The sequence below is a fragment of the Micromonospora sp. NPDC049089 genome, from assembly GCF_040648775.1.
In the GTDB taxonomy this organism is placed as follows: Bacteria; Actinomycetota; Actinomycetes; order Mycobacteriales; family Micromonosporaceae; genus Micromonospora.
Genome location: NZ_JBEZEH010000197.1, coordinates 1 through 13,667 on the forward strand (window position 1 = coordinate 1; position 13,667 = coordinate 13,667).

General features: G+C 70.8%; 10 protein-coding genes. 7 read left to right on the forward strand and 3 right to left on the reverse strand.

The features are described 5' to 3' along the window. Positions 1-63 precede the first annotated feature (63 nt). Complete coding sequence (gene wrbA, locus AB0B48_RS26875; RefSeq protein ID WP_355006269.1) at positions 64-663, reverse strand: NAD(P)H:quinone oxidoreductase; 600 nt, start codon at positions 661-663, stop codon at positions 64-66. A 409-nt stretch (positions 664-1,072) separates the two neighbouring features. On the opposite strand from wrbA, the gene AB0B48_RS26880 reads away from it, so the two are divergent. Next, a complete protein-coding gene (locus AB0B48_RS26880) occupies positions 1,073-2,956 on the forward strand; it encodes an alpha/beta hydrolase-fold protein (RefSeq protein WP_357206378.1) in 1,884 nt (627 codons plus the stop codon). A gap of 67 nt (positions 2,957-3,023) precedes the next feature. On the opposite strand, the gene AB0B48_RS26885 is transcribed toward AB0B48_RS26880, so the two are convergent. Next, positions 3,024-3,737 carry an alpha/beta hydrolase gene (locus AB0B48_RS26885; RefSeq protein WP_357206379.1) on the reverse strand — a complete coding sequence of 238 codons (714 nt, stop codon included), beginning with the start codon at positions 3,735-3,737 and terminating at the stop codon, positions 3,024-3,026. A gap of 184 nt (positions 3,738-3,921) precedes the next feature. Between AB0B48_RS26885 and AB0B48_RS26890 the strand changes: the two genes are divergently transcribed. The 3 genes from AB0B48_RS26890 (at position 3,922) to AB0B48_RS26900 (ending at position 6,544) form a co-directional block, all read left to right on the forward strand. Next, on the forward strand, positions 3,922-5,160 hold the full coding sequence (locus AB0B48_RS26890; protein WP_357206381.1) for an MFS transporter: 1,239 nt from the start codon (positions 3,922-3,924) through the stop codon (positions 5,158-5,160). A gap of 198 nt (positions 5,161-5,358) precedes the next feature. Continuing rightward, positions 5,359-6,138 carry a hypothetical protein gene (locus tag AB0B48_RS26895; RefSeq protein WP_357206382.1) on the forward strand — a complete coding sequence of 260 codons (780 nt, stop codon included), beginning with the start codon at positions 5,359-5,361 and terminating at the stop codon, positions 6,136-6,138. Positions 6,139-6,151: 13 nt separating this feature from the next. Then, positions 6,152-6,544: a hypothetical protein gene (locus tag AB0B48_RS26900; protein WP_357206384.1), complete on the forward strand. Its 393-nt coding sequence runs from the start codon at positions 6,152-6,154 to the stop codon at positions 6,542-6,544. 281 nt (positions 6,545-6,825) lie between these two features. On the opposite strand, the gene murQ is transcribed toward AB0B48_RS26900, so the two are convergent. After that, positions 6,826-7,719 (reverse strand): N-acetylmuramic acid 6-phosphate etherase, encoded by an 894-nt coding sequence (murQ, locus tag AB0B48_RS26905; protein WP_357206386.1) that lies wholly within the window; start codon positions 7,717-7,719, stop codon positions 6,826-6,828. Between the two features lie 253 nt (positions 7,720-7,972). Between murQ and AB0B48_RS26910 the strand changes: the two genes are divergently transcribed. From AB0B48_RS26910 to AB0B48_RS26920, 3 genes are read left to right on the forward strand one after another with little or no spacing between them, the layout of a single operon-like run. Then, positions 7,973-9,538, forward strand: a complete 1,566-nt coding sequence (locus AB0B48_RS26910) for a sodium:solute symporter (protein WP_357206388.1) — start codon at positions 7,973-7,975, stop codon at positions 9,536-9,538. 11 nt (positions 9,539-9,549) lie between these two features. Next, positions 9,550-10,734, forward strand: a complete 1,185-nt coding sequence (locus AB0B48_RS26915) for an anhydro-N-acetylmuramic acid kinase (protein ID WP_357206390.1) — start codon at positions 9,550-9,552, stop codon at positions 10,732-10,734. 25 nt (positions 10,735-10,759) lie between these two features. Further along, a complete protein-coding gene (locus tag AB0B48_RS26920; protein WP_357206392.1) occupies positions 10,760-13,633 on the forward strand; it encodes an FAD-binding and (Fe-S)-binding domain-containing protein in 2,874 nt (957 codons plus the stop codon). Positions 13,634-13,667: the final 34 nt, after the last annotated feature.

Below are 13,667 nucleotides of genomic sequence, written 5' to 3' on the forward strand. Positions count from 1 at the left end.
CTCCCGTCCTGGGAGACCGGCCCTCGCCCAGCTGAGCACCCGCGTCCGGGCGGGCGTCAGCACTCAGGCGTTGAGCTTCCCGGCGATCGTGACGACCCGCTCGGCCATGTGGTCGAGCGCGGCGAACTGGGCGTCGCCCAGCGGGGCGTCGTTGCTGCCGCCGGTGACATGCGAGACGCCGTACGGGTTGCCGTCGGCGAACTTCAGCGGGTCGGTGTAACCCGGGGCGACGACCAGACCCCCGAAGTGGTGGATGGTGTTGTAGAGCGCGAGAAGGGTCGACTCCTGGCCGCCGTGCGCGGTCATGGAGGCGGTGAAGCCGGCGTACACCTTGTTGGCGAGCTGGCCCTGCGCCCACTGCGGACCGAGGGTGTCGAGGAACTGCTTGAGCTGGCTGGCGACGTTGCCGTAACGGGTGGGCGTGCCGAACAGCACCGCGTCCGCCCAGACGACGTCGTCGGCGGTCGCCTTCGCCTCGTCCTTGGTGGCGTCGAAGTGCTGGCTCCAGGCGGCGTTGGAGGCGATGGCCTCGGCCGGGGCGAGCTCCGGAACCTGACGCAGACGCACCTCGGCGCCAGCCTTCTCGCCAGCCTCGGCGAGGCGCTTGGCCATGGCGTGCAGAGTGCCGGTGGACGAGTAGTAGATGACGGAGAGCTTGGTCATCGGAGGCATCCTTCCCAAAGTAGTTGCCGCTGATAAATTTGCGGCCGCAACAATCTCGACATTAGCAGCCGCCTGGCGGCGTCCCAACCTCCTGACCATGCCCACCGGCGTGACGGAGCACACCAGGGGAACGGCGCGGGCCGCAGCTCGCCAGGCGACGCACATGATCGACTCCACCTTGGCGGGGCCGGCACCCCGCGGTGCGGGTTGGAGGTCAGTCCTCCCCGGCCGCCGGGTCGCCGTAGCGGACCTCCTGCCGTCGCCCGCCCGAGCCCTGGACACCCTTGACATCGAAAGGGGTTCCCAGCCACACTCCCGATGCTAATTCGATTTAGCGACCATCGGAGCCCTCAACTCCCCACACCGGACCAGACCGCGACGAACCACCACCACAAAGGAGTCTTCGCGCATGAGGGAAACGACCGGAAGACGCAGGCTCCGGCTTGCGATCTCGATTCTCGCGTTCACGGCGCTCGCTGCGGGGGCCGTCGTCCCCGCGCCGGCTGCCGCCGCCGGCAGGCCCGCGCCCGCGCCGGGTGCGACCGTCAAGGCGGACCGCAACTCACCGACCGGATACACCGTCACGTTCGTCTACCGCAATCCGCAGGCCACCCAGGTCCGCCTCGCCGGGGACCTGACGCTGCTCGACGTCGGCACCGGCACCACCCGCTACCAGCCGGAAGAATGGCAGCCGGGGCGCTATCACGCGGGCGGCACGGAGTTCCTCCGGGACATGACCAGGGATCCGAAGGGGAACTGGTCGGTCTCGGTCCCGCTGCACGCCGGCGGTCTCAGCTACTGGTACCGCGTCTGGGACCCGACGCAGGGCTGGGAGAACAAGCGCATCTGGGACCCCGCCTCGACGAACCCTCGGCCGCCGGGCGACGCCTCGTTCCGGGTCAGGAACAACGACGTCCTCGATGCCGTCCACGTGCCGTACGCCAAGAAGCAGAACGACCCGGTGCTGAAGGCGCGTGCGGACTACGAGTTGCCGGTGGCCGACCGCGCTAAGCGAGGAACCGTCAGGTACGTCCCGTACACCACGATCCTTGGCGACAGTGGCCACTACCTCGGCGTCTACCTGCCGGCCAACTACGACGCCAACCGCGCGGAGCCGTACAAGGTCGCGTACCTCGCCCACGGCATCTTCGGCGACGAGACCGACTTCATGGTGCCCGCGAACGTCCCGAACATCCTGGACAACATGACGGCCAGGGGCGAGATCGAGCCGACAGTGGTCGTCACCATGGGCAACCACTTCACGGGCACCAGCCTCGGCTTCGCGTCCTACAACCAGACCAACGCGGCCAACAACCTGGTCCAGACGATCCTGCCCCTCGTCGAGAGCAGCTACAACGTCTCGACCGAGCGCTCCGGGCGGGCCTACGCGGGGTTCTCGTACGGCGGGATGACGGGCGGCGTCGTCATCAAGAACTACCCGACCACCTTCGCGTTCTACGGACACTTCTCGGGTAACCCGTCGCTCACCACCCAGGACTACGACACCATCGCGAACGCGGTCGGGGACGACGATCTCTCGGTCTTCCTCGGCAACGGCGTCTTCGAGGGCAACCTCAACGCCCAGAACGCCATCGCGGACAACTTCCGGGCCCGGGGATACGCCGCCGCGACGACCCAGGTCCCCGGCGCGCACGACGGGATGACGGCGGGCCAGCTGTTCACGATCTTCGCCCGGGATCACCTGTGGTCGGGGGTCGACTCCGTGTCGGTGACGCCCGCGACGGTGAACCTGACGAAGGGTTGGAACTGGGAAAGGCAGTTCACCGCCCAGGTGACGACCAACGAGGGTGTGAGCCCGGCGGTGACGTGGTCGGTGCAGGGAGTGACCTCCACCGACACCAGCATCTCCGCGGAGGGTCTGCTCTCGGTCGCCGCAGCGGAGACCGCGTCGTCGCTGACCGTCGTGGCGACGTCGGTGGTCGACCCGTCCAAGTCGCGCTCGGCCCGGATCACCCTGACGCCTCCGGGCCCGGGACGGGTTGCGGTCAAGGCGAAGGCCACGCCGGCCTCGGTCGTTCGCGGTGGCACGTTCACGCTGACCGTCGACGTCCGGGCCCAGTCGCCGCACCCGAAGGCTCCGAAGGTGACCGGCGAGGTGGCCGTCACCTTCGGCGGCACCACCCGGGTGGTTGCCCTCCGTGGTGGCACGGCCGTCGTCGAGCTGCCGACCGCCGGGCTGCCCGCAGGGGTGTACCCGGTGCACGTCGCCTACTCCGGTGACGCGGCCCACGCCCCCACCGCTGCGGTTCACCAGCAGCTGCGGGTCCGCTAGGCAAGCAGGCAGGGGTGGGCCGGCGACCTCTCGTCGCTGGCCCACCACCGGCTGTCCGTCCGAACCGTCAGCTCACGCCCCGAACCGCCTCGATGATCGTCTCGGCGACCTCGCTCGGCCGGGCCACCGCCATCGCGTGCGACCCGCCGACGACCTCGCGCTGCCCACGGGGGTTGGCCCGCTCCGCCATGAAGCGGTGCGCCTCGGCGGGGATGTTCTTGTCGGCGTCGCCGAACACGAACCAACTGGGCAGCGATCGCCAGGCGGGGTCGCCGGTGAGCTTGTCGCCCAGGCCCTGTTCGGTGATCGGCCGCTGGGTCCGGGCCATCAGCGCGGCCATGTCGTCCGACGCGTCCGCGCAGAACTGGGCGTGGTACTGCTCCTGGCCGATCGCCACCTCGTTCCCACCGGTCGACACCGGGTACTGCACCAGCGTGTCGGCGAGGGTGCTGCCGGGAAACTTCGCGGACAGCGCCAGCGCCGACTCACCGGTGTCCGGGGCGAAGGCGTTGACGTACACGAGGGCCCGCACCGAGGTGTCGCCGGCTGCGGCCTGCGTGATCACCATGCCGCCGTACGAGTGGCCGACGAGGACGACCGGACCGCCGATCCCCCGCACGACATCCTGCACGTACGCGGCGTCGCCCGCCACGCTGCGCAGGGGGTTCGCGACGGCCACCGAGTCGTACCCGGCGCCCAGCCGCTCGAGCACACCGTTCCAGCTCGCCGACTCGGCGAATGCGCCGTGCACGAGCACGAGCGTGGGCTGTGGATCAGGCATGACAGGTGCCCCCTCACTCCGTGAAGCTGTTACCGCAGGTCGCACTGGTACGCCTGGATACCCGTCACGCGAGTGTGAAACGTCGGGTCCGACCGGCTCGCCGATGACGCCGACCGCCCGCCGATGACCACCCGGATACACGGGGTCGACCGCCCGCGCGCCGGACCCTATAGTGAGTTCCATTATGAGACTTACTGCATTCTGGCGGTGGTGGGTCGCCGGCACGACCAGCCAACTCGGCTCGGCGGTCGGCGCGCTGGCCCTACCGCTGACCGCGTTGACAGTGCTCCACGCGTCGGCCTTCGAGATGGGTCTGATCACGGCGGCGGGCTATCTGGCGTACCTCCTGATCAGCCTGCCGGCGGGCGTGATCGTGCAGCGTCTGCCGCTGCGCGGCATGCAGGTCGCCCTGGATCTGGTCCGGGCCCTCGCCATCGCGTCGGTCCCGCTGGCCTGGTGGTTCGACATGCTGACGGTGGCCCAGCTGATCGCTGTCGCCCTGGTGGTGAGCTTCGCCAACGTGCTGTTCGACGTGGCGAACCAGACCTTCCTGCCGGAGATCGTGCCGGCCGCGCAGTTGCAGGCCCGCAACAGCCTCACCTCCGGCACGCACGCCGCCACCTCGCTGGGCGGGCCATCCCTGGGCGGTCTCGCGGTGCAGGTGCTGGGCGCCGTGCCGACGCTGTTCGTGGACGCCGTCAGCTACCTGCTCTCCGCCACGTTGCTGCGCACCCTGCCGGCCCGGCGGGTGCAGCGACCGGTCGAGCGGCCGCCGATGACCACGATGATCCGCGAGGGCTGGCACTTCGTGATCGGGCACCCGATCATCAGACCGGCCATGTGGGACGCCACCGCGACGAACTTCGTCAACGGTGGCATGCTCGCCCTGTTCCCGTTCTACCTGGTGCGTGAGCTGCACGCACCGCCGCTCATGGTCGGGCTGTTGATCGCCGCCGACGGCCTCGGTGCGCTCATCGGCGCGGCGTTGACGACCCGCTTCACCGATCGGTTCGGCACCGCCCGCGGCCTCATCATCGCGGCCTTCGTCGGTGTGGCCGGCGCGCTCATCATCCCGCTGGGCACCGGCACCGCCGCGTTCGTGGCCTTCGCCGTCGGAAACCTCATCTTCGCGAGTTCCAACGTGGTGCTCAGCGTGACCACCCGTACGTACCGCATGATCGCCAGCCCGCCGGATCTGTTGTCCAGGGTGATCGCCACGGTCAAGTTCGTCTCCTGGGGTGCGATCCCGGTCGGCGGCCTGCTCGCCGGCATCCTGGCCGGGCCCCTCGGTGCCCGTACCACCCTGCTGATCTTCGGGGCGCTCACCGTGCTGTCCCCGATCATCTACCTGTCGACGCCGATCCGCCGGATGCGTGACCTGCCGCTCGACGCCACGCCGACACCCGCCGAGGCACGGGTGTGAACCAGCCGGATGCGCTCCCGATCTGCCCACATCGCTCACCGGATATCGACAGAAGGTGTAGCCCTCAGTCCCCTCGGGCAAGAACCCGCCCATGGAGGGAACTGCAGGGTGCGCGGGGCATCCGCACGGCCAGCAGCACCGAACCGGTGACCCGGGCCAGGTAGGGCTGGCGATCCCACTGACGGCAGTCTGCGTCTGATGCGGCTGAGGCACAGCCTTCCCCCGGTGGCGCTCGGCGCGGTGGCGCTCGGCGCGGCTCTGGGTGCCGACCCCGCCCACGCCGACACCCCGTCGCCGTCGCGGCTCCCACTGGTGGAGGTCGCCACCTCGCCGGAGGCCATCAAGGTTTCGGTGGCCGACGTGGTCGAGGTGGATCTGACCGTCCCCCTGCCCCTGCCGACCGCTGTCGTCTCCGTGCCCGTGCCTCTACCGTCGACGGACCCGCTGCCCCTGCCGTCGGCGGTTCCAGTTTCGGTGCCGACGCCGTCAGCCAAGCCCTCCACCGCCCGGCCAAGTCGGCCGGCTGGGACCCCCTCGTCGTCGCCCAAGGCCACACCGGCACCGTCCACCTCGGAGTCCCCGGAGGCACGGGCCGACTCGCAGCCACCGCCGACACCGCAGACGCCCGTGCCGGCGACGGTGTCCCGGGGCGGCGCGGACGGCACGTCCGACGGCGAGGCGTCGAGGCAGGCGAGGAAGACGGTGGCCGCCGTCACCGGACAGCGGCCCATCCCGCCCGCCCGGCCCGCACCGGGGCCACCGGCGTTCGTCCTGGCGCTCGCGTCCGCACCGACCGGCGTCGGTGCCGGCGGCGCCGATCCACCCACCTCAACGGCCGAAGCTCCGCCGCGCACCTCGCCTCTGCGCGCAGGGCTCACCGTCACCGCCGTCGACATGCGCGCTACCAGCCGACCCGTCGAGCGTGGCCCTCCTCCGCCCCGCCAACTCCTGATCACCCACTCGCGTCCACGACGTTGATCAGGAGAGGTTCATGGAAATCGCCGTTATCTGGATCCCCGCCGACATCGAGCCGTCGGAGCCCGTCGTCGCGAGGTGTCTCAGCCACCTCCGTCGAAACTCCTACCGATTCGCAGGAGTCATGCGGGCTCCCTGGGAGACCATCGAGCAGTCGATGATCGACGGAGAGGTGGATGTCGTCGTCATCGCCGACTTCGCCCACCTCCCGCCGGACCGGTCCCCCCGGATCGAGCTGGCCAGTACCCCCCACGACGAGGAGCACGTAAGGGTTCCGTATACACCGATAAACTCACACCACTACGCCCCCCGCCCGCTGGGGAGGGGGCGCTTCGTCGACCTGACGAGATCACCACCCCGGCACAAGCCGCTGCGCGGGCCTGGACACGGTTCGGTCAGAGCTGCATGAGGCGTGGGACGAGGCCACCGTCGCGCATCCTGGCATCGCCATCATCGGCGGTGACGGCTCCCGAGAGCAGCTCGTCCTCGACCTGCGCAGTGACCCCGCCCCGGTGCTGCTGGTCGACATCACCAGCGGCGGTTGGGAGGACGCCGTCCAGCTGGCCGACGATGTCCGTCAGCTCATCGACCGCATTGAGGCGGGCACGTTCGCGTTCGACCTGGAGACCTGACGTCCGACCGGGTGACGAGCACCCTGACCGGATCAGGGTCTCACCGCGAACCCGAGGATCAGGCCGCGACGGCCGCCCGTACGTCGTCGTCGGCGGCGCGCAGCCGAGCGGCGGCCTCTTCGGCGGTGCAGTTCGCCAGCAGCAGCACGATGGCCGTCTTGGCGTGTCCGTGCGCCGCCGCGAGCGCCCTCGCGGCCGTGTCGAGATCGGTGTCGGCGGCGTCGGCGACGATCCGACGCGCCCGGTCGACGAGCTTCTCGTTGGTGGCGTTCATGTCCACCATCAGATTCCCGTAGACCTTGCCGAGCCGGGCCATCGTGGCCGTCGAGAGCATGTTGCAGACCAGCTTCTCGGCGGTGCCGGCCTTGAGCCGGGTGGAGCCGGTCAGCACCTCGGGGCCGGTGGGCACCTCGATGGCGACGTCGGCGTGGCGGCTGGTCACCGCGTCGGTGTTGCAGGCCACCGAGACGGTCGCCGCGCCAAGCGCGCGGGCATGATCCAACCCACCGACCACGTACGGGGTACGGCCGCTGGCGGCGAGCCCGACCACAGTGTCGCGGGCGGTCAGGCCGACGGCGTCGAGGTCGGAGACAGCGCGGGTCGGGTCGTCCTCAGCGCCCTCGACCGCGACACCGAAGGCTCGTGCCCCGCCGGCGAGCAGACCGAGGACCCGCTCGGGCGTCGTGCCGAAGGTGGGTGGGATCTCGACGGCGTCGAGCATGCCGATCCGGCCGCTGGTGCCCGCGCCGAGGTAGATCAGCCGTCCGCCCTGACGGAGCGAGGCCACGATGACGTCGACGGCGGCGGCGATGTCCGGCACGGCCCGGCGGACGGCGGCGGCGACGGTCTGGTCCTCGTCGTTCATCGCGAGAAGCAACTCGGTGGGAGACATCCGGTCGAGGTCGCCGGTCTTGTCGTTGCGGGTCTCGGTGCCGAGGGTGCTGAGGTCCACGGGGTGCTCGTTCCTCTCGCTGGTGTGCAGTCGCCGGCCGGCGGGGAGAGGTCTCCGGTCGCCCGGTGGCGGCTCGTCGTCGAGCGCGTCTCGCGACCCGCCGCCGCGGCCAGGCCGAGGGCGCAGCTGCGAACAGTCCCCGTATCAGCAGGCTGAAACCACAGCGTAACCAGCCCGGACCGGCGGTGGCAAAAAGTTTCGAGTTAGGCTGGCCCAACGTCACTTATTGACAACCGCTGGTTGGGAGCGAGCCGTGCGTCAACTCGACCTCGTCGTGATCGTGCTGTACCTCGTGGTGATCGCCTTCGTCGGACTACGCCTGTCCGGTAAACAGAAGTCCGCCAAGGACTACTTCGTGGGCGAGGGTCGGCTGCCCTGGTGGACCGTCTCGTTCTCGGTGGTGGCCACCGAGACCAGCGTTCTGACCGTGATCAGTGTTCCCGGCGGCGCCTACAGCGGTCAGGGCTTCGGCAACGTCGAGCTGGCCCTGGGTTACGTCATTGGTCGGGTCGTGGTGGCAGCGGTGCTCATCCCGCTCTACAAGCGGGGTGGGTTCGTCAGCGCCTACCAGTACCTCGGTGAGCGGTTTGGCCTGAAACTTCAAGGGCTGGCGTCGGTGACGTTCGTCTTCACCCGCCTGCTCGCCGAGGGTGTACGGCTGTTCGCCTCGGCCATCCCCATCAAGCTTCTTCTCGACGAGTTCGGGCTGAATGTCGGCTATCAGGCGATCATCATCGTCCTGACGCTCATCACTGTGGTCTACACCTACCTCGGTGGCATCAAGGCGGTCATCTGGACCGACGCCATCCAGATGGGGCTGTACCTGGGCGGGGCCATCCTGGCCATCGCGGTGCTCAGCCACGCCGTCGGCTTCGACGGCTACTCGCAGGCGCTGGACGCCGGCAAGTTCCAGCTCTTCGACACCAACTTCAACCTCGCGCACGTGCTCACCAGCCCGTTCGCCCTGCCGACCGCCATCATCGGTGGCGCGATCTTCGCGATGGCCAGCCACGGCTCGGACCAGCTGATCGTGCAGCGCATCCTATCCACCCGCACGCTGCGCGAGGGACAGAAGGCGATGATCTCCTCGGGCATCTTCGTGGTGATCCAGTTCGCGGCGTTCTCCCTGGTCGGGGCGCTGCTGTGGTCGTACAACAAGGGTCAGACCTTCAAGGAGCTCGGCCTGGCCAGCAGCGACAACCTCTACCCGAGCTTCATCCTGCACGCTCTGCCGGTGGGCATCTCGGGTCTGCTGGTGGCCGGCATCCTCGGCGCCGCGATGGGCTCCTTGTCCTCGGCGCTGAACTCGATGTCGAACTCCACTGTCGCCGACTTCATCCACAGCTTCTTCCGCACGGTGCCGTCCGACGACACGATGCTCCGGCTCGCCCGGGTGATGACCCTGGTCTGGGCGGTGCTGATGGCGATCTTCGCCTGCGCGTTCAGCTCCAGCACCGGAAACGTCTACCTGACCGGTCTGACCATCGCCGGCTACACCTACGGGGCGTTGCTCGGTGCCTTCCTGCTCGGCCGTCTCGTCAAGCGGGCCAACCAGGTGGACGCGGTGATCGCCTTCCTGGTCACCGTGGCGGTGATGACCTACATCGTCCGCTACGTCAAGATCGATGTGACGACGGCCGGAGCCACCACCGCCACCGCCATCGCCGCCCAGTGGCTGGTCCCGATCGGCGTCCTGATCACCCTGGTCGTCGGCGCGGTGTCCAGCCGGTTCCACCCGGCCCCGGAGACGCCGTACGACCATGGACGTACCGACGAGGTCGACGACGACACGGCGGCGGCGCCAGCCGGCCGGGCGTGAAGGAGGACGTGATGCGCGTGATCGGCCTGATGTCCGGAACCTCCTACGACGGCATCGAAGCCGCAGCGGCCGAGTTCGAGCTCAGCGGCGACACAGTGCGGATGCGACCACTGGGCCGGCTCAGCCACCCCTACTCGGACGAGTTGCGCACGCAGATCGCCGCGGCTCTGCCGCCCGCGGCGACCACCACCGAGGCGATCTGCGTGCTGGACACCGGCATCGGTCAGGCCTTCGCCGAGGCCGGCGCGGGGGCCCTCGCCCAGCTGTGCGACGGCAACGCCGACCTGCTCGTGTCGCACGGGCAGACGATGCATCACTGGGTGGAGGACGGCAGGGTTCGGGGCACTCTCCAGCTGGGTCAGCCGGCCTGGATAGCGGAGGCCACCGGCCTTCCGGTCGTGGCCGACCTGCGCAGCCGCGACGTGGCCGCCGGCGGCCAGGGCGCCCCCCTGGTCGCCCTCTTCGACACACTGCTGCTGGGTGGCCTGCCCGGCATCCCGGCCGCGCTGAACCTGGGCGGCATCGCCAACATCACTGTCGTCGCGCCGGACGCGGACCCACTCGCCTTCGACACCGGACCGGCGAACGCACTCCTCGACGCCGCCGCCCGCCACTTCAGCGGAGGCACCGAGGAGTACGACAGGGACGGGCGCGGAGCGGCTGCCGGGCAGGTGAACCCGGACCTGCTGCGGCGGCTGCTCGACGAGCCGTACTACCGGCTGCCCGGCCCGAAGAGCACCGGGAAAGAGCTGTTTCATCTGCCGTACCTGCTCGCCGCCCTCGCCGACGCGCCCACACCGGACCCGCAGGACGTGCTGGCCACGCTCACCCGGCTGACGGCGGTCACTGTGGCCGGCGCCTGCCGCGACCACGGCGTCACCCGGCTCGTCGTCTCCGGCGGCGGCGCACACAATCCGACCCTGATGCGCATGCTCGCCGACGAGCTGCCCGGCGTCCAATTGTCCTCCAGCGACGACCTGGGCATCGCGTCGGACGCCAAGGAGGCGCTGGCCTTCGCGCTGCTGGGCTACCTGACCGTGCACGGGCTGCCCGGCACCCTGCCCTCGGGCACCGGCGCGCGGCACGCCTCGGTGCTCGGCAGCATCACCCCCGGCCGGCAGCCGCTGCGGCTGCCGGCTCCGGCCAGCACCGCCCCCGCCCGGTTGCTTGTCGTCGCATCTCCGGTGGCCGACTGACCATCCCTTCTCGGAGGATCCGCCCATGAGCACCGTCGTACCCGTGCCGCCGCCGAGCGCTGCCGGCGCTCGCGCCCGCGAGGTCGCCGAACTGCTGCGCTCGCGTCTCGACGATCCGAACCGGGCCAGCGCCGAGCTGCCCCGGAGGTTGGCGGCGGCACACGACGCCTCGCCGTACCTGTTCGAGCCGCAGGCCGTGGTCCGCGCCTCCTCGGCCGCCGAGGTGGGGGCGCTGATGGCCGGCGCCCGCGAGGCCGGCGTGCCGCTGACCCTGCGCGGCGGCGGTACCAGCCTGGCCGGGCAGGCCGGCGGCGCGGGCGTGCTGGTCGACGTCCGCACCGACTGGCGTCACGCCGAGGTCCTCGACGACGGCCGCCGCATCCGGCTCCAGCCGGGCCTGACGATCCGGCAGGCCAACGCCCGGTTGGCCCGCTACCGACGCCGACTCGGCCCGGATCCGGCCAGCGAGGCCGCCTGCACTGTGGGCGGCATGGTCGCCAACAATTCCAGCGGGATGACCTGCGGCACCACCGACAACGCGTACCGCACCATGGAGTCGCTGCGCTTCGTGCTCCCGTCCGGCACCGTCGTCGACTCCGGCGCCCGCGACGCCGACGACCGGCTGCGGGCCGACGAGCCCGAGCTGCACGCCGGGCTGCTGCGCCTGCGCGACCGGGTGCGCTCGACGCCGGGGTCGCGCGCCACCATCGAGCGGCTGTTCGCCATGAAGAACACCATGGGGTACGGGCTGAACTCCCTGCTCGACCACAGCACCCCGGTCGAGATGCTCGCCCACCTGATGATCGGCAGCGAGGGCACGCTCGGCTTCGTGGCCGAGGCCGTCTTCCGTACCGTCGAGATCCACGGCCACGCCGCCACCGGCCTGCTGATCCTGCCCGGTCTCACCGACGCCACCGACGCGCTGCCGGCGCTGCTCGCCGCCGGCGCCCGTACCGCCGAGCTGCTCGACGCGGCCGCGCTGCGGGTCAGCCAGCGCGACCCGGGTGCCAGCACAGCCCTGCGCGGGCTGACGGTCACCGGGCACGCCGCGCTGCTGGTGGAGTTCGCCGAGGACAGCGCGGAGCAGTTGGCCGCGACGCTGGCTGACGCCCGGCCCGTACTCGACCGGCTGCCGGCCGTCACCGGCACCGAGCTGACCCGCGACCCACGCGAACGGGCCAACCTGTGGCACCTGCGCAAGGGCCTCTACACCGCCGTCGCCGGGGCCCGCCCGCCCGGCACCACGGCCCTGCTGGAGGACGTCGCGGTGCCGATGCCACGCCTGACCGGCACCTGCGACGGGCTGATCCGCCTGTTCGACAGGCACGGCTACCCGGACGCGGTGATCTTCGGACACGCCCGCGACGGCAACCTGCACTTCATGCTGACCCAGTCCTTCGACACCCCCGCCGAGATCGACCGCTACGCCCGGTTCACCGACGACATGGTCGACCTGGTGCTCGCCGAGGGCGGGACACTCAAGGCGGAGCACGGCACCGGTCGGGCCATGGCGCCCTTCGTCCGCCGGCAGTACGGCGACGAACTGTACGACGTGATGCGTGAACTCAAGCGGTTGTGCGACCCGAGCGGCCTACTCAACCCCGGTGTGCTGCTCAACGACGACCCGACCGTGCACCTGCGGCAACTCAAGGCCGTCCCGACGGTCGACCCCGAGCTGGACGCCTGCGTCGAGTGTGGCTACTGCGAGCCGGTCTGCCCCACCGCCGACGTCACCACCACACCCCGGCAGCGCATCGTCCTGCAACGGCAGATCGCCCTCGCCACCGCCGCCGGCGACGAGGAGCGCCGCCGGGAGCTGACCGCCGACTACGAGTACGCCGCGGTGGACAGCTGCGCCACGGACAGCCTCTGCGTCACCGCCTGCCCGGTCGGCATCGACACCGGGGCGGCGATGAAACGGCTGCGCGCCGAGCGACACAGCCCTCGCGCCCAGCGCACCGCCCGCACCGCCGCGAAGCACTGGCAGGCCGCCGTGACGGGCGTCCGGGTGGGGCTGACCGCCGCGCACGCGGTGCCGACACCGGTCACCCGCGCCGCCACCGGGATGATCCGTGGGCTCGGCGGAACCGAGCTCATGCCGCGGTGGAGCGACGACATGCCGCGCGCCGGCGCACCCCGCCCCGGAGCCCGCACCGCACCGGATGCCCAGGCGGTGTTCTTCGCGGCCTGCGTGGGCAGCCTCTTCGCGCCCGAGGACGGCCCGTCCGGCGGTTCGGCGACGGCGTTCCTGCGCCTGTGCGAACTGGCGGGGGTGCCGCTCGTCGTACCGGCCGGCACGGCGGGCCTGTGCTGCGGGACCCCGTGGCAGTCCAAGGGCTACCCCGCCGGCCACCGGGAGATGGCCGAGCGGACCCTGGCCGCGCTCTGGGCGGCCAGCGACGAGGGTCGCCTGCCCATCGTGTGCGACGCGTCATCCTGCACGCACGGGCTGACCCAGCTGACCGCCGCGCTGGCCGAGGAGGACCAGGCACGGTACGGCGCGCTGCGCGTCGTCGACAGCGTCACCTTCACCGCCGAGCACCTCCTGTCGGCGCTGCCGCAGCCCCGACGACTGGGTTCGCTGGCCCTGCACCCCACCTGCTCCACAGTGCACCTGGGCGGCATCGACGACCTGCGCACGGTGGCCCAGGCGCTCGCCGACACCGTCACCATGCCGGACAGTTGGGGGTGCTGCGCCTTCGCCGGCGACCGAGGGCTGCTGCACCCCGAGGTCACCGCCGGCGCCACCGCGAAGCAGGCCGCCGAGATCAACCAGCGCGACCACGACGCGTACGCCTCCTGCAACCGCACCTGCGAGATGGGCATGAGCCGGGCCACCGGCCAGCCGTACCGGCATGTGCTTGAGGTTCTCGTCGAGGCGGTCGAGCCGCCGGTGTAGCCGACGGTGCCGCCATACCCACGAACGCGCCGCC